This is a genomic window from Acinetobacter psychrotolerans, assembly GCF_048552595.1.
Classification (GTDB): Bacteria; Pseudomonadota; Gammaproteobacteria; order Pseudomonadales; family Moraxellaceae; genus Acinetobacter.
On sequence record NZ_JBIMDK010000012.1, the window covers coordinates 1 to 18446 of the forward strand.

At 37.7% G+C, this 18446-nt stretch carries 11 protein-coding genes and 1 pseudogene; 5 read left to right on the forward strand and 7 right to left on the reverse strand.

The annotated features are described in order from the left end of the window. Positions 1–228: 228 nt before the first annotated feature. The 4 genes and pseudogenes from ACG94X_RS11205 to ACG94X_RS11220 form a co-directional block, all read right to left on the reverse strand. Positions 229–468, reverse strand: coding sequence for a hypothetical protein (locus ACG94X_RS11205; RefSeq protein ID WP_419383808.1), 240 nt, complete (start codon positions 466–468; stop codon positions 229–231). A 120-nt stretch (positions 469–588) separates the two neighbouring features. Continuing rightward, a pseudogene (locus tag ACG94X_RS11210) lies at positions 589–758 on the reverse strand (tyrosine-type recombinase/integrase); the annotation flags it as partial. A gap of 551 nt (positions 759–1309) precedes the next feature. Further along, complete coding sequence (locus tag ACG94X_RS11215) at positions 1310–3379, reverse strand: bifunctional diguanylate cyclase/phosphodiesterase (protein WP_419383809.1); 2070 nt, start codon at positions 3377–3379, stop codon at positions 1310–1312. A 210-nt stretch (positions 3380–3589) separates the two neighbouring features. After that, positions 3590–5773 (reverse strand): carboxy terminal-processing peptidase, encoded by a 2184-nt coding sequence (locus ACG94X_RS11220; RefSeq protein ID WP_419383810.1) that lies wholly within the window; start codon positions 5771–5773, stop codon positions 3590–3592. Between the two features lie 197 nt (positions 5774–5970). Here ACG94X_RS11220 and nagZ point away from each other — a divergent pair, with 197 nt between their 5' ends. Continuing rightward, complete coding sequence (gene nagZ, locus ACG94X_RS11225) at positions 5971–6990, forward strand: beta-N-acetylhexosaminidase (RefSeq protein WP_419383811.1); 1020 nt, start codon at positions 5971–5973, stop codon at positions 6988–6990. 278 nt (positions 6991–7268) lie between these two features. Further along, positions 7269–8114: a class I SAM-dependent methyltransferase gene (locus ACG94X_RS11230; RefSeq protein ID WP_419383812.1), complete on the forward strand. Its 846-nt coding sequence runs from the start codon at positions 7269–7271 to the stop codon at positions 8112–8114. Positions 8115–8193: 79 nt separating this feature from the next. Here ACG94X_RS11230 and ACG94X_RS11235 read toward each other — a convergent pair whose 3' ends face one another. Then, positions 8194–9531 carry an alpha/beta fold hydrolase gene (locus tag ACG94X_RS11235; protein WP_419383813.1) on the reverse strand — a complete coding sequence of 446 codons (1338 nt, stop codon included), beginning with the start codon at positions 9529–9531 and terminating at the stop codon, positions 8194–8196. Between the two features lie 301 nt (positions 9532–9832). Between ACG94X_RS11235 and ACG94X_RS11240 the strand changes: the two genes are divergently transcribed. The 3 genes from ACG94X_RS11240 to pta all read left to right on the forward strand — a co-directional run bounded on the left by ACG94X_RS11240 (position 9833) and on the right by pta (position 14875). Continuing rightward, positions 9833–11098, forward strand: coding sequence for a glutamate-5-semialdehyde dehydrogenase (locus ACG94X_RS11240; protein ID WP_419383814.1), 1266 nt, complete (start codon positions 9833–9835; stop codon positions 11096–11098). Positions 11099–11466: 368 nt separating this feature from the next. Further along, positions 11467–12684: an acetate/propionate family kinase gene (locus tag ACG94X_RS11245; RefSeq protein WP_419383815.1), complete on the forward strand. Its 1218-nt coding sequence runs from the start codon at positions 11467–11469 to the stop codon at positions 12682–12684. Positions 12685–12736: 52 nt separating this feature from the next. Further along, positions 12737–14875, forward strand: a complete 2139-nt coding sequence (pta, locus tag ACG94X_RS11250) for a phosphate acetyltransferase (RefSeq protein WP_419383816.1) — start codon at positions 12737–12739, stop codon at positions 14873–14875. 190 nt (positions 14876–15065) lie between these two features. Here pta and ACG94X_RS11255 read toward each other — a convergent pair whose 3' ends face one another. After that, positions 15066–17252 carry a TonB-dependent receptor gene (locus ACG94X_RS11255; RefSeq protein WP_419383817.1) on the reverse strand — a complete coding sequence of 729 codons (2187 nt, stop codon included), beginning with the start codon at positions 17250–17252 and terminating at the stop codon, positions 15066–15068. Positions 17253–17525: 273 nt separating this feature from the next. Further along, entirely contained in the window at positions 17526–18152 is a 627-nt protein-coding gene (locus ACG94X_RS11260; RefSeq protein ID WP_419383818.1) for a class I SAM-dependent DNA methyltransferase, read from the reverse strand. Positions 18153–18446 lie beyond the last annotated feature (294 nt).

Here is an 18446-nt window from a genome sequence, read left to right on the forward strand (position 1 = left end):
GCATTGTAAATATTATTAGACATTCTATATATATTTATTAGTAATTATTAACTATTCTACAAAATTAATGCCTTCCTCGTCTATATTGATTTAAATTCAAGCGACACTTTGTGTCTCTTTTTGTTTCAGCCTTTTAAGTAAATTGCGACGATAGTCAACTTGCCCTTTTGTAATTTGAAAAATCTCCTATATCTTCTTTCGTTCGAAATTTTCTAATTCATATTGGTATTATCGCACCCAGTCATAATCAGGAACTCTAATTTCAACCACGATACCCAATTGTTTTCTGACATAAGCTTTGGCTTTGTTGAGTTGTGACAATGTCATATTCAGCTGTAGCGCAAGCTCTTTATCCATTTCCGCTGAGTTTAAAAGCAAATCCTGATTGTCCATGAACCATTGCTTTCTATCACCTCTGCGCTGTGTTCGTTGAATGCCTGTGATCGGTAATTGATTTTCTGCACACATGCGCAAATGGATATCACGTGCAATACTGATATGTACATTAAGTGTTCAGCCAGTTAAACAATGGTGTTGCAATGAATAATCTCTACTTTATGTTGTAAAACATTTTTCACGTTCCACAACTGTTTGTAATGCTCTCCGTCTATGGGTATCGTTGTATCTAAAACACATCAGAAAAGTGACTTTTCCTTTTTGCGAGACACGAACGCTCAATCCATCTTGATCAGGCTCTGTATGTATTGCTGAACGTCACGATCTAAATTCTTCTTAGGCCACGTATCTGTTAAAGGCATTTTACTCCACCTGTGTACACAAAAATACTGACTAGACTTGAATTCTATTGAATGGGGTTGAATGATATATCAAATTAAGAATAACAATATTTTTATATTTTTACGGCACTTACAATATTTTTATTATTACATTTGAAAAGATTTGAACGAGCTTGAATAGGTGTCAGATATTTTGGTGGGAAATAATGGCGAACGTACGTCGCTAATTCATCTTTAAAACTCATGCAATATTCCTGCTGTAAATGTACAACGCTGGAGATCAGAAATGATCAAAATAAAATTTGGCGATATTGTATCAGGTTTATTGATTGTTGATATTTCTTGCCTAATATGGACTCAGAATCTAAAATTGAGTTATTGTTTAAATTTCAATATATTACAAAAAAACCCTAAGCGATTTCTTTAAAGCAAAATTCAGTTATTTTCTAACTCACGGGTTATTTAATCTATTTCAAATCGTCAATGATATTCTTAGACACTTTCAATCATGATCCAATTTCGAATGATACAACCATTTACCTGAAAATTTTATTTTAAAAATCTTATAAAAATTAAAATGATCCTGCAAAAATAGGATAACTCGCCTCTAAACGGTCTACAGGCAACGGCATACCCAGTAAATAACCTTGTAATTGCTGACAACCTAAGCGTTTTAAAATCTCAGCTTGTTGTTCAGTCTCAACACCTTCCGCGGTGACGATTAAACCTAAACGAATGGCTAAATGAATAATACTTTCTAAAATAATTTCTTCTTTTGAGCCTTCACATAAATTACGAATGAACTCGCGATCAATTTTCAATTCATCTACAGGTAAATCTTTCAAATATAGGAAACTTGAGTGCCCCGTTCCAAAGTCATCAATCGCAAGTTTTATACCTAAATGACGCAATTTTTCAAAGGTTTGAATACTACCGCCAATATGGTGCATTACCGTAGATTCAGTAATTTCAATAATTAAACTACCGCTTTTAATTTGATATTTTTGAATCAAACATTCAAGCTTTTCGATCAAATTTTTATGTTCAAATTGCACTGCGGATAAATTGACTGCAATCGGGCAAAACTCTAGCTGCTTATCGTTCCATTCCTGAATTTGCATACACGCTTGTTCTAAAGCCCAATAGCCCATGCGAATAATTAAGCCTGTTTGCTCAGCACCATCAATAAACATACTGGGCGCAAGTAACCCTAGAGTCGGATGCTTCCAACGAATCAACGCTTCCACCCCACAAATTTGATAATCTGCGGTAAATTTTGGCTGATAAAACAATACAAACTGTTGTTCTTCCACAGCTTTATAGAGATCATTAATCAACTTGGATTGGCTTCTATTTTGATGTTGCTGATCTAAAGAACTGCTATAAATACTGAAAGTATTACGCCCTTGTTCTTTAGACTGCATCATTGCGGCATCGGCATTGATGAGTAAATCTTGTAAACTTTGCCCATGATCTGGGAAAAAAACAATACCAATACTTGCCGAAACGTTAATTTCTTTTCCAGAAATCTCAAAGCCTTCTTGAATTTTTTGCAAGAATAACTCTGCCATTTGTTCAGCTTCAGTCCGAGTAGAATTCTCTAAAATAAGAATAAATTCATCACCACCAATTCTGATTAATTTTTGATTATCTTTTAATAGTGGATATAAACGCTGTGCTAATTTAACCAATAATGCATCACCAACATGATGACCAAAAGCATCATTTACAGACTTAAAACGATCTAAGTCTATAAAAACAAAAACAATTTTAGATTTTTGATCTTTGTAATCAATAAATAAAGCATCTGTATATTCAACCAGAAATAAACGATTAGGCAATTTAGTTAAATTGTCTTGCAAAGCTAAATCTTCAAGTTCTTTATTTGCTTGTAATAATTGTAAATTACGCTCTTCCAATCTGCGCTCTAATACAGCAACACTAAATGCAGAAACCAGAATTAAACTGGTCACAAAAATGATGGTAAATAATAAAATACCCTGCCCATCATGTATGTGTGGTGCCGTATCACCCATTGAATAAAATGTCGCCGCAGCCATGCCAGTATAATGCATACCGACAATACTGAATGAGATCATAATAGCGATAGCAGATTTATATAGAGTCTTGTAGTTAAAGGTATTTTTGTATTTAAATGCAAGCCAAAAAGAAAGACCTGCACCACTTATTGCAATCAATACAGAAAATATGACCAATAAAATATTATAATGAATTTCTTGATTTGGAATCTGCAAACCCATCATGCCTACATAGTGCATGCCAGAAATGCCCGATCCCATCAGTACAGCACCCAAAATCAAACGGACAATAGGTAAGGTATCTCGTGTGGTCAACCAAATGGCGAAAGTAGATGCAATAGCAGCAATGATATAAGAAAAAATGGTTAAGGTCAGATCAAAGGAGTAGCCCTTAGGTAAATGACAAGCCAACATCCCGACAAAATGCATCGACCAAATGGCAAATCCAAAAACCATACCGCACAAACACAATGTGAACTTACGAATACCTGATTTTTTTTGATTGAATATGAGTTGTTCCAATGAAATAGCCACGTAACAAATAATTACCGCAATGCATGCGGAACCTATTACGAGATTACTATCATAACTCATATAACTCATATAAATTTTCTTCCAGCAGTGAAGCTATTATTGTTATACGAAACCCCAAAAATTAAAACGCATAACTGCGATAAGGTTCTACTTTATTAATGAACTTTAGTACTCCTTAAAATATCACTATCCTATTGAACGTCAAGTTATTTTTTAATCTGCATAAAAAAAAGCATATATTAAATATGCTTTTTTATTTTACCTAAACATAGTATTAAGTTATTTATTTTTTAGATGCGACATATCTAATAAAACATTGGCAGCTTCATTCACAAAAGTTTCCTCTTCTGCTAATGCAGGTCGTTGGTTTGCTTTCATTTTAGCTCTTGATTCTGCCAAAGCATCTAAACTCGCTTGGTAACTTTCCCAATTTGAATAGGGTTTTAAGCCTGTTTCAGCACGGCGTTTGTTTTCCGCAGCTAAAGTCTTCGATTCAAGTGCAATCAATTCCGCCTTGCGTTTATCAATATCCAAAGATGCTTGCTTTTGATCTTTGGCTTGCTTCGCAATGGCCGTACGTGTTTCTAAATATTGAAATTGTGGATCTATTGCCACACGAGCTTTCGACTTTTCACCCAATTGAGCGACATAAGGTTGAATCGAACCTTCACGTTTAAATGGTGCTGTTGGAATAGTATCCCATTTCAAAGCATTCTTCGCTTTACGCTCACCAAACTCTTCATCGTAGATATCAACCAGTTTAATGTCTGGAACCACACCCTTGTTTTGAGTACTTCCACCCGTCACACGATAGAATTTACGCTGTGTCAATGTAGCTTGACCATAAGCTAAGCTATCCAATTGAACTTGTGCAGTTCCCTTACCTGTCGTTGTACTACCAATAACAATTGCACGATCATAATCTTGTAACGCTGCTGAATAAATTTCACTCGCCGATGCCGATGCTAAATTAATCAGAACAGCCAATGGACCTGCGTAAGTCTGCGCTCCACCATCTGTATCATCAAAAACACTGACATTGCCATTACCATCACGAATCTGAACGACAGGTCCTTCTTTAATTACTTGACCAATCATTTTCGCAACTTCTTCCAGTGAACCACCTGGGTTGTTACGCAAATCGATAATGATGCCTTCAACATTCTGTGAAGCCAGCAATTTTAAGGCTTTATTAGTATCTTCAGACACTGAACGATAATCTGTACCTGCACGACGTGCGCGATAGTTCAAGTAGAATGAAGGAATTTCCAAAACACCAAATTTATGTTTTTTTCCATCACGAGTAATATCGACAATACGTGAGCGAACACCTGCATCTTCCTCTTGAATCACATCACGAGTAATCGTCACGACGCGTGCTTGGTTCATAGACGCGCCAGCACCCAACAGTTTCACAGAAACTTTGGTACCACGTTTACCGCGAATCAATCCTACAATTTCAGAACTTGGCCACCCAATCACATCAACCATTGCTGCGCCATCTTGCGCAACACCGACAATACGATCACCCGACTTGACCTGACCTGTTTTACTTGCAGGGCCACCATCTACAATGGTTTCAATCTTGGTATAGTCTTCATTGCCACGTTCAGGACGAATCGATACACCTATCCCTTCCAATTGCAATGTGGTTTGACGGTTCAATTCCATTGCATCGACAGGTGGGAAATAGTTACTGTGTGGGTCGTAGGTCAGTGTCATCGCATTCAAAATGCGTTCTAGCACATCATCACTTTTAGTACGCCCAATACGCTCTAATTGACGGGTATAACGCTTAGTCAAAGTCTGTACTGGCGTTAAATCTTCAGGCGAAGTCAAATCCTGACCATTCGCCAATGAAGGATCATCTTTCAACGCTTTTTGCTTGGCTTGATCTTCTTGTTTGGCAATGGTTAAGTTGATCAGTTGTGAAACCAACATTTTACGCCAGTAATTTTGCAACTCTTCTTTGCTGCCAAAAAATGCCGCTTTTTCACGATCAGTATCGATAAATTGATTCGGTTGATTTAAATTTTGATTTTTTTTCAACTCTGCCAATTCAAACTCATAAAATTCTTTTAAACGTGCACGATAATGTGCATGAATGGCGAAAGGACCCGACAGATCACCCGCTTTCAGTCGAGCACCTAAAGTTGCACCATATTCTTTTTTATATTGTTCAATTTCTGAGGCTAAAAATAACGTATGTTCAGGATCTAAACTATCAATATACATATCCAAAATACGATTGGATGTATTTGCATCTAAACGCATATTTAAATAATGTTGACGATCAACCAAAGTCGCAAGCTGACGCGTCACTAAAGCTTGCTCTTGAGACGGCTGAATCGATTGCGATGCATTTATAGCATTGGTTTCTGCCATTGCCTGATTGATGGTATGCGAAAAAAATAAGCCACCTGTTGCAAGTGCGATAGCGCAAGCGAGTGTTTGAAGTTTCATATATGCTTAATACTTCCTTGGGTTTTCCAATTTCTATGCCGTTTTTCAATCTGATTCCAACAGTTTCAAGATCTTAAACAACTTTATCTGTTTATGTTGTGTAGTTTTATCATAATCTGTACGGACTAAATGTAGCAAATCATTGCAGAAATCGGGTATTGTTCCCACGTTTGTATAAATATAACCGTGGATTCATTATGATCGGCGCATTGATGCTTGATATTGCAGGCACAGAACTTACCCAAGAAGATATTGAACTATTACAAGCTCCGCAAGTCGGTGGCATGATTTTATTTGCTAGAAATATAGAATCACCCGCTCAAGTACGTGCTTTAACCGATCATATGCGTCAAATTCGCCCAGATATTCTTGTCGCTGTAGACCAAGAAGGCGGACGAGTACAACGCCTAAGAAAAGGTTTTACACTTCTTCCTGCGATGGGGAATTTTGGTGCTCTTTACTTAATTCAACCTGAAAAAGCCTTAGAACTTGCAGAAAAATGCGGTTGGCTCATGGCAATAGAAGTCCTTGCTGTCGGTATCGATTTTAGTTTTGCACCTGTTTTAGATATCAACGATATCAGCGATGTGATTGGTGACCGTGCATTTGCTAAAAATATTCAAGATATCGTGCCTTTAGCAAGTGCATTCATGCAAGGTATGCGACGTGCAGGCATGGCAACAACAGGAAAACATTTTCCTGGTCATGGTTCAGTGAAAGCAGATTCACATGTTGCAGCAGCGATTGATAGCCGTGAATACCAAGAAATCTACGATAATGACATGCAAAGTTTTATCAAGCTGCAATCGCAACTTGATGCACTCATGCCTGCTCATGTAATTTACGAAAAAGTTGATCCAAACCCTGCAGGTTTTTCACCATATTGGATTCAAAAAGTTTTGCGCCAAGAGCTTCAATTTGACGGCGTACTTTTTTCAGATGACCTAACAATGCAAGCTGCTTGTGTTGTAGGTGGTGCAGATGCACGTATTCGTGCTGCTTTGGATGCAGGTTGTGACATGGGTTTGGTGTGTAATAACCGTGAATCGGCTTGTACCGCTTTAACTGGCATCGAAAATTTACCATTGCCAAACCAAGAACGTCTGGAACGTATGCGCGGTAAAATTCCACAGATCCAAATTGGCGAACAACTCGATTTAGGAAATGAATGGCAATCTGTCAGAAAAGTCATTGAAGAATTTAAGAATTCGCTTTAAAAAGGACAGTAATAGTTCAAGACCACTCAAATCGAATACATTTGAGCAGATTTGAATAAATATCACCTCCCTCTTCTTGAAAAAGAAGGGAGGATTTTTGAGTGTTTGATCATATAAACACTCAAGATTTCCCTCATTTAAAAGTGGGGGAATATGTACCGCAAGGTATAGATTAAAAAGGAATAATTAAAAAATATTTTTAGTCTTCCTTTTTAATCGTAACGATTCATCGCAATCAAAATTAGAAAAATAAGTTAAGGATAACTCAAAGGATCAACATGTCTGAGCAGCAACTTTCCAAACATCGCCATATCTCATTTACAGCACATTACACAGGCTATATTTGGTACCAAATGGGGATTTCACACCCATTGCTTGCCACATCTAAAGGTAAAACATTGGCAATGATTGCTCACCCGATTGAAAGTTGGGGAGAGAAATATGTCGGTGGTAGTATGCGAACGACACTCAAAGAACGCCACACTATGCTCGATGACCGTCTTAGACAACTCATCGAACAATCACCCGATTTACAAGTCTTAGAAATCGCTGCAGGGCTTTCACCACGGGGTTGGTGGTTTAGACAACATTATCCAATGGTTGATTATCGCGAATTGGATTTACCCGATATGGCACAAACCAAGCAAAATGCATTAAAGCAAATGGATAAAAAAAGTCCAGATGTACTTTCTGTAGATTTATTTACCGAAGATTTTCAAAAAGCATTTGATGTTTTTGACCATAATCGCCCTTTGGTGGTAATCAGTGAGGGATTGATTAACTATTTTACTAAAGAACTTTTACAACAGTTAATTCAATCCATTGCACACTATGGAAAAGATTTTAAAACTTTGCATTATTTAACAGATTTATATCCTGAACCTGTCAAAAACAAACTGGCAAAAGTAATTTGGAACAGCAGCAAATTGTTAAAAGTCATGTCTCGCAGTGCTTTTAGCTTTCACTTTGTTAGCCCAGAAGAAGTCCGAAACTTTATGCAATCTGCAGGTTTCCGTCAGGTACAAGTAATTCAACCAAGCCTCTGTTTCAAAAAAAATACGACTGATCTAAATCCTGAAGAACACTTAGGCGACTTAGTTTGGATGATAGATGCTCAAATCTGAGCACATAATGCTTCAACCTTTAGAACAAAAAAACCAGTCATTAGACTGGTTTTATACTCAATAAACGATATCTGAATGACTAAACAGTTGCTTCAACTGTTTGGTGTTGCGCTTCCGTTTGACGTGCCACAAAACGCAATAAGCGATCCGCATTTTCAAAACTGCCATGCTTAAACAAGGCACGCACACCCTGTGTAGATGTTTCAAAAATTAGACACTCAATGGCAAATTCACCTTCATCATCACAGAGATTCAGTGCTAAATCTCGGGGATGAGCATTGATAAAGTCTAAGTCAGTTGGATCATCCAATTTCATGAATAAACCGAAATAATTGAAATCGACAATTTCAACATTTACCATTTGAGTAGAATGTCTATGTGTCAGTTGATGTTCAGGTTCAATGACTTGAATTCTAGCTTCACCACGACGTTCTATCTTCCGCATGTCTTCACGGGTGAAATTAATAATCCCATCAAGCCCATAAATTGACTCACCTTTTAAGTAAGTAGTGAATAAGTTCATGGTTTCTTTACGACGTTGTAATTGTGGCACATGATCAGCATTGGCAATCATGGCAAACTGCATATCTGGGCATTGCAATGCAAAATGTGCATTTTCATGCGGTAAGGTAAAACTGTCATATTGCCCACATGCAACCAAGGTATTCACTTGAGGCGCAGGTACATGATTTAAACGCAATAAACGATTGCAATTGATCTCATAGCGTTCTTGTTCAGTATCGGAAAATTGTGCCATTTGCTTATAGAATAATCTTTTGGCTGTAGGCGACATGCGTGTCTTATCCAGTTTTGCATGATTCACTAAATACAAAATCACAGCTTGACCGAACTCATCCATACGTTGCTCTTTCATGAGCATTAAAGATTCTTCTAACAACATCCGCCAGCTTTTACGTGTTTCTTGCATGACACCCATCAAAATCATTTTTTCAACGAGTTCAGGACGTTGCTCTACAAAAAATGAAGCGATAACTGAGCCTAAAGAAATCCCAACCACTGCAACTTTAGAAATTTCTACAATATCTAGCCATTCACCTAACATACGTGACAAATCAGGCAGTTCTAAAGTACCTGCGGACAAACCTGTATCAACATTGGTAATTTGTTGGTTTGAACCCATCGATGGTAAATCAATCAAAATAACAGGGCCACTCTCGAAGAATTGTTCAACACAATACTTATAAGAGTTAAAGTTTTGGAATGCTCCTCCAACAATCACAATCGGTGTATTGTGAATGGTCTTCGGGTCGGCAATTGCCATGTACTCAATTTTCCAACCATCAATCCAAGTTGTGCGAGCTGGTTGCTTAAAACTGTGTTTATTGTATATGTCAAAAAAACCAAAGCCTGTAAAGGTTTGGTGTGATTCACTGTCCATTTGGATAATGGAATTCATATCCGTCCTCCATCCTTGCTTTATTCTTTTAGTATGCAAGATTATTTGACCCGCATCTTTCTTTCAAATAGCAACACAAAATCATTTTGTATTACGTCAATGTCCTTATTGTTTCATTTTATACAGATGTTTGATTTGTACGCAATCGCTATTTTGACCGCTTATCTAGTTTAAATGGTAAAAGAATTACAAAACATTTACCTCAATTCTTTTAAGCCCCTTTATTTTAGTTCAATACTTCCTTGCTTGTGCAGAGACTGTTACTATCAAAGGGATATTATCAGTGATCAAATAAAACGCTATGCAAGATTCAATTGAACAGTATATGCAAAATGTAGGGAAACAAGCTCGCCAAGCCGCTAGTGTTTTGGCAGGTGCATCTACACTTGTAAAAAATAATGCCTTATCTGCTATTTATACTGCTTTAGAAAATAGTGAACCCCAAATTTTAGCGGCTAACCACATTGACATGACGAAAGGTCGTGACAATAACTTGGATAGTGCTTTACTTGATCGTTTAGAACTCAACCCCACACGTTTTAAAGACATGCTACAAGGCTTAAAAGATGTAATTGGTCTTGTAGACCCAATTGGTGGAATCACCGACTTGGCTTACCGCCCAACGGGTATTCAAATTGGTAAAATGCGTGTGCCTTTAGGTGTAGTGGGAATGATTTACGAATCACGCCCAAATGTCACCCTTGAAGCAGCTTCACTTGCTTTGAAATCTGCCAATGCCATTATTTTACGTGGTGGTTCGGAAGCATTGAATTCGAATCAAGCGATTGCAGAAGCGATTCAACACGGCTTAAAAGTGAGTGGATTGCCTGAAACTTGCGTACAAGTCATTAATACAGCTGACCGTGCTGCTGTTGGGCAACTTATCACGATGGCTGAATATGTCGATGTGATCGTACCGCGTGGTGGTAAAGGGTTAATTGAACGTATTAGCAATGAAGCCACTATTCCAGTGATTAAACATTTGGATGGTAACTGTCATGTGTTTGTAGAAGCTCAAGCAGACTTACACAAAGCCCTTCCAATTGCATTAAACTCTAAAACGCATCGTTATGGTGTGTGTAATGCGATGGAAACGCTTTTGGTTGATGAAAAAGTGGCTGAAGAATTTCTACCACGAATTGCAGAACTCTATGCAGAAAAGCAAGTTGAATTACGTGGTGATGCAGAAACACGCCGCATTTTGGGTAGTTCAGTGAAAACTGCAACTGAAGAAGATTGGTATGAAGAATATCTTGGTCCAATTTTAGCGGTTAAAGTAGTTTCTGGGATTGAAGAAGCGATTCAACACATTAATAAATATGGTTCGCACCATACCGACTCAATCATTACAGAAAACTTTAGTCTTGCACGTCAGTTCTTAACCCGTGTCGACTCAAGCTCTGTGATGGTCAATGCTTCAACACGTTTTGCCGATGGTTTTGAATATGGCTTAGGTGCTGAAATTGGTATTTCAACTGATAAAATCCATGCACGTGGTCCTGTTGGACTAGAAGGGTTAACTTCGCAAAAATGGATTGTTTTAGGTGATGGTCAAATTCGCCAATAATTCACTATGTCGTTATTAAAAAATTAAGTCTTTTTTAAACTCAGTATTTATGCAAATAGGTACTGAGTTTTTTATATTTTTTATTTATATTGATGATCAATAAGCTCAGCAATGTTCATTTACAAGAAACTGCATATTGCTCATAGATTAAAAATAAGATGAGTGATAATTTTTAATAATTAAGTGATAAATATTAAATATTAATCAATTTCAGGTCGATAGTCCGAAAGTCTAATCACCTAAAGTCTATCTAGGACAAAAAAACTGCACATGGTACAACATACTTACTGATCTAATTTGCCCTACAAAGAAGCCTAATCAGATCAATCAGGACGACCTTTTCAAATTACAACTTCGGGTATTAAAACGTGTCTACATCAGTATTAGTCATCAATTGCGGATCTTCATCGATTAAATATGCGCTTGTTTCTGAAAGCCGTGAAGATCGTATCTTTGGTTTAGCAGAAAACTTAGGTTCTGCTGAGGCACGTATTAAAGGTATTACTGCGGGTAATCAACCACTTGAATTATCAATTCCATATGCAGACCATGAAAAAGCTTTAGAAACGATTTTAGGTCGCTTGTCACAATACAAACCTAAAGCCATTGGTCACCGTGTCGTACACGGCGGTACATTAACAAAAGCAGAATTACTAACACCTGAAATTGTAGAACGTATTCGTGAAGCAACGCCACTTGCACCACTTCACAACCCTGCCCACTTGGTGGGTATTGATGCAACTATGCGTTTATTCCCAGAATTACCGCAAGTTGCTGTTTTTGATACTGCATTCCACCAAACAATGCCTTCACACGCGTATCGTTATGCGCTGCCTAAATTCCTTTATACACAACACAATGTACGTCGTTATGGCTTCCACGGCACAAGTCATGCTTATGTTTCTGAGCGTGGTTCTGAACTTGCAGGTAGCTACAAACAAGGCGGTTGGTTAACAGCTCATCTAGGTAATGGCAGTTCAACCTGTGCAATTTGGAATGGACAATCTGTAGATACATCTATGGGCTTAACACCGCTTGAAGGCGTGGTGATGGGTACACGTAGCGGCGATGTTGATCCAAGTATTCACAGCTTTCTTGCTTCAAACTTAGGCTGGGACATCTATAAAATTGATAAAATGTTAAATAGCCAATCTGGTTTATTGGGTTTATCTGACCTTTCCAATGATATGCGTACATTGATTGAAGCTTCTGAGCAAGGCAATGAAGATGCGACTTTAGCCATCGAAGTATTCTGCTACCGTTTAGCAAAATCATTGGCAGCGTTAAGCTGTGGTTTACCACGTCTTGATGGTTTGTTCTTTACAGGAGGTATTGGCGAAAATTCTGCATATATTCGTGAAAAAACGGTCTCTTACTTGCCACACTTTGGCTTCAATTTAAGTAAAGAAAATAATGATGGCTTAAAACGTGGTACTGAAGGTCGTATCGATAATGGTACTGGACCTCAAATTTGGGTTATACCGACGGATGAAGAAGGTCGTATTGCTCAAGAAACTGAACATGTTGTAGAACATGAGGTACAACAGGCTACAAAAAAGTCTGAATCTAGTATTGCGGCAGTTTAAAAACTGTCGTAATACTTTCAATTAAAATATCTTTTATTTCTAAGAAACTTCTATGAAAACAATTTTATTGGTTCCTACTGGGGAAGGCGTTGGTTTAACCTCTGCTTGTTTAGGCTTAGTCTATGCTTTGGATTGCCAAGGGGTAAAATCTGGCTTTTTAAAACCATTTTCACAAGAACTTAAAGCAGAACCAGACCGCACTACTGCGCTGTATCGTCATATTGCAAATTCAGACACAGTAGAACCCATTTCATTTGCCAAAATCGTTCAGCAATTAAATGCAGGCGAAACAGATGAGTTGCTTGAAGAAGCGGTTAGTCTACATCGTCAAATTGCTAAAAATCATGACATTATTATTGTCGAAGGTTTAGTTCCGACAGCTCGCGACTCATTTGCCAGTGATTTAAATGCATCTTTGGCACAAGCACTAGATGCAAAAGTTATTTTTGTCAGCAATGCAGACATTAACAAACCTGAGCAAACAGCAGAAAAGATCGAAATCCAATTACGTAATTTTGGTGGTGCTTCGTCTTCACGTAATGCAGGTGTATTGCTAATGCGTACACGTGGCTTACCTGCCGATTCTGCACAGATTCCTGTAACAATTGATACTCATTTACGTTTAGTCAGTGATATCAATAAATTCAGTGCTGAAATCCAAAAAACCCATGCTCATATTGGTTCAGCGCAGTTACCAATTATCGGTTTAGTTCCATTCAGTGATACATTGAGTGTGCCACGTATTTCAGACTTGGCTCAACAAATTCAAGCAACATGGATCAATGAAGGAAAAGCAGCAACTCGCCGTGTATTGCACAGCAGTTTAATCGCTTCGAATATTGAACATGAATTGGATAAGTTTGTTGCAGGTGAATTGATCATCAGTGCTTCTGACCGTATTGATGTATTGCTTGCAAGTAGCTTGGCTACGAGTAATGGTATTCCGTTGGCGGGTTTGATTTTAACAGAACACCATGAACCTAATAGTGTCGTTTTAGCGTTTTGCCAATCTGCAATTAAAAATGGTTTACCTATTTTACATACACCGCTCAGCATTTTTGAAACAGCGCAACAGCTTTCAAATTTAAGCAATGAAATCCCTGTGGATGATACGCAACGTGCGGATCAAGTGACTCGTTTTGTATCGAGCCATATTGACCCAGTATGGTTGGTTCAGATTCTAAATGGTGACTACAAACCACGTTTATCACCGTCTGCATTCCGTCACGAATTGGTACAAAAATCGATTGCTGCAAAAAAACGTATTGTTCTGCCTGAGGGTGATGAACCACGTACTATTCAAGCCGCTGCAATTTGTCAATCTCGTGGTATTGCACAATGTATCTTGTTGGCAAAACCTGAAGCTGTACTTGACGTTGCAAAAGCACGTAATATTGAATTGCCATTTGATTTAGAAATTATCGATCCTGATCTGATTCGTGAAAATTATGTCACCAAAATGGTCGAGCTTCGCAAAGGCAAACTCAATGAATTACAAGCGCGCGAACAACTACAAGACACTGTCGTTTTAGGTACGATGATGTTGGCACTGGATCAAGTTGATGGCTTGGTCTCAGGTGCAGTACATACTACGGCAAATACCGTCCGCCCTGCTTTCCAACTCATTAAAACCGCACCCGATTATTCATTGGTCTCGTCTGTATTTTTCATGTTGTTACCCGATGAAGTCTATGTCTATGGTGACTGTGCAATTAACCCAGATCCAAGTGCAGAAGAATTGGCAGAAATTGCGATTCAATCTGCCGACTCTGCTCAAGCTTTTGGTATCGACCCACGCATTGCCATGATTTCTTATTCAACAGGAACATCAGGTGCAGGTGCAGAAGTTGAAAAAGTTGCAGAAGCGACTCGTATTGCCAAAGAGCGTCGCCCAGATTTACTCATTGACGGCCCTCTGCAATATGATGCAGCATCGGTAGAAAGCGTGGGTAAATCTAAAGCTCCAGATTCTAAAGTTGCAGGTCGTGCCAATGTATTCATTTTCCCAGATTTAAATACTGGAAATACCACATATAAAGCGGTTCAACGTTCGGCAAATGTGGTGAGCGTCGGACCAATGTTGCAAGGTTTGAATAAACCTGTAAATGACTTATCTCGTGGTGCATTAGTGGATGATATTGTATTTACCATCGCTTTAACTGCGATTCAGGCTGAACAACAAAAAGCATAAATTTTTGATGTGAAAATAAAAAACCACCGCATTGAAAGATGAGGTGGTTTTTTAGTTTTATGAAATAAGTATTTGATTGAGGAACTAAAACATCACAGCAAATTATGATATTCGTTTTAAAAATCAAATCAATATCGCAAGCGATGATGATTTTTTCTATAAGCGATACAACTTATTTGAATGATCAGGCTTAGAAGAAATAGTTCACGCGAAATAAATAATTACGCGGAGTACCCGGCATAGCGTTTGAACGCCAATATTCTTTATCTGTTAAATTATTCACAGCAATCGTCGCGCCCCATTTATCGTCTTTATAACCAATTGCAGCATCTACACGAGTCCAATCTGGCATTTTGGTGGTATTTTCATCAGAAGTATAATAATCCCCCATATAGGTTGCACCGACCTCGCCATAAATTTTTTCGGTAGGAAGATAACGTACAAACAAATTGCCTGTATGCTTGGAAACATTGCGTAAATTATTATCAACTAATTCAGGTCTTACATCATGTTTAGTAATTTTGGCATCTGTATAACCATAGCCACCTCGAACATAAATATTATTCAGTGCCTGACCAATAAAACTAAACTCTAATCCTTTAGATTCATTTTCCCCAACAACAACATAAGGTGAGTTATTATCATCTGGATCTTTACGCGCGCGGATATTATGTTTTTTAATATTGAATACAGATAATTGTGTGTTTAGCTTAGAATCCAGCCAATCACTTTTTATACCCACTTCATATTGATCAAGATATTGCGGCTCATAATTAAATGCACTTAGATCATCGGTTGCATTTATAACATTGACGCCCATATTGCCGCCAAAGGGTGAAAAACTTCGACTATAAGATGCATATAGACTTTGTTCAGGGACGGGTTGCCATACAAAACCTACATTTGGGCTAAATGTCTCATCTTTGACTTCGCGTGATTGTCGGTATGAGGTTGAACTCTCTAACTTATTTGTAGTTTTTGACTCATAGTAATCATATCGCCCACCTAACATCATTTTAAACTGATCATTAAAGCTAATGAGATCCTGAAGGAAAAGCGCATAATTTGTTCCTTCATTATAATTATGCGAGGTAGTAATATGCCCTGTACCACGGTTACTAAAACGATCACCTGTTAATGGATTAACAAATCCATAAATCAATGAGCCATCCTTGTTTTTATTTGATAGTAAGGGTTCTCTCTGCTCATAAGACCAGTCTGTACCAACTAGAACATTATGTTTAATCGCCCCAGTATTAAATTCACCGGTTATATCCCAAGTATTGGTTGTGGTTTTATTGGTTGTCTGTTGCCAATAATAAATTTGATTGATATAACCTTTATAACATCCTTTATTTGTATTCGTTGGCTTTACGTCAGCAGTACACATAGAGCCTAAATAAAAATGATCAAAATTTTGTTCCGACTCACGATGACTTAAACCCCAGTGAAATTTCCAATTTGGTGCAAATTCATATTTAACATCTGTACGCATTGTTTGAAGAATATCTTCTACATAATCACCAGGTTGAGCAAACCCCATCTTAATTGAAGTTCCTGCAGGCAAATTATCATAAGAAGGACCACGATCAGGAACCCGATTTATATTGTCGTAAGTAAATTCCGTTGTCCAAAGTAGCTTTTCATCATCACTACGATAAGTCACACTTGGAGAAATCATTTCCTCATTGGCGCCGATTTCAGAACGGAAACTATTGGTATCGGACTTTTCACCAACCAAACGGACAGCCCAGTTATCATTGAGTACTTTATTAATATCAAGTGTTCCCCCAATATTGCTATAAGAACCCGCGTATGCTCCAACTGAACTTCCCGAATCAAAATTTGCATATTTGGTGACCATGTTGATCACACCACCACCGCCACTACGGCCATATAATACAGATGCTGGGCCTTTTAAAATTTCAATCCGTTCAACATTGGCCGTACTGCGACGTATCTGTCCACTTTCACGCACACCATCACGATAGATATCACCAGAATCCGCACTAAAACCACGCAGCATAATGCCATCACCACGCATATCGTAGCTGGTTGAAACACCTGGCGTTCCTTGCAGCATGACACTCAGATCATTTGCACCATAAAGCTTATATTTAGAAACATCAATTGTATCAATCGTTTGTGGTATATCTTTTTTATCTAAACCATTTCTAGTTACGTTAGCTTGCTTATAATCTACATATGTTTTTATTGGGTCACCATCAGCCATTGCTTCAATTACAATTGTCGGAAGCGTTGCTGTAACTGCTTTTTGCTCATCAGTGAGATCTGAATTTGCAAATGTCATAGAGGAAACAAAAAGCCCCCCTGTTGACAGCATCATTAAGGTTAAGCTTTTTTTTGCAAAAGGCATTGTCACACCAATATATAGATGATAATAATTATCGTTATAATATAGATTATCATTAATGCTTACAATACTATGCTATTTAACAACAAAAGCATTATGGTATAAATTAAAAGACTGAAAAATATCGTGAAAAATGAAGTTCTTTCTTATATTTTCCAATATCAAACAAAAATAGTTAAAAATAATATCAATATTTATTCTTTAAACATCCGTGACTGCTAAAAATAGCTCACCGTGTATACCTATTATTCTTTGTATTATCTTGAATCAAACTGTTTAAATAAATTTTGCCAACCACACTGTATGCCCTGCACATCCCACATCTTCCGCAACCATACTTACCACCTCAAAACCATGCTTAGACAATAACTGACGATACTCATCTTGCGACAAACTTGCATGATACAAAGCATCACCAAACATATCTCCAATGGCTTCACCTACGGAAGGCCCACTCGTAAACATCAATACTGTGCCCTGCTCTGCAAACTTTGCGAATTGCTGAAACATCGCTCGCTGATCATTCGGCGTAAGGTGAAAAAAACTATCCCAAGCTAAAATCCCTTGAAATTTTTTCGGTAAATTCACAGCGCGCATATCTGCCTGAATCCACTGATGATGTGGAAAGTCTTGTTGAGGAAAATTTTGCTGCGCCATCGCAATCATCGTATCGGAACTATCAATACCCGTAATAACATGACCATTTTGAATTAAATAAACTGCAATTGGCTTTCCAGAACCACAACCTAGATCAAGAATATTTGATTGCGGTGGGATGAAAGATAAAAAATGATCTAACCACGCTTTTTCATAAAGGAAATCACCTCGTAATGCCGTCCATGCATGACCGTGTTTTTTATAAATATCGATAATATTTTTTGCAAGATGAGATTGATCAGACATCGTGATTATTCATGATTTTATTGAGATCAGTATAGAAAACTTATTAGGAAAATAAGCTATGATTAAAAAAATTAAATATAAAAAAAGATAAAGTGTTGAGCTTAATCCTCTTTCTGACCGTAGATCCAAGTTGCTGCAATATATACACTAAAACCCATAACCATCAGAATGCCTGAAACCGTCATCACATTTACATCTCGATTTTTGATAAATATATTATGTGAAAGTTATATGACAAAGTTATGACAAAACCGTCATATTACCGCCCCTACAATTCAACAACTATTTTTTGAT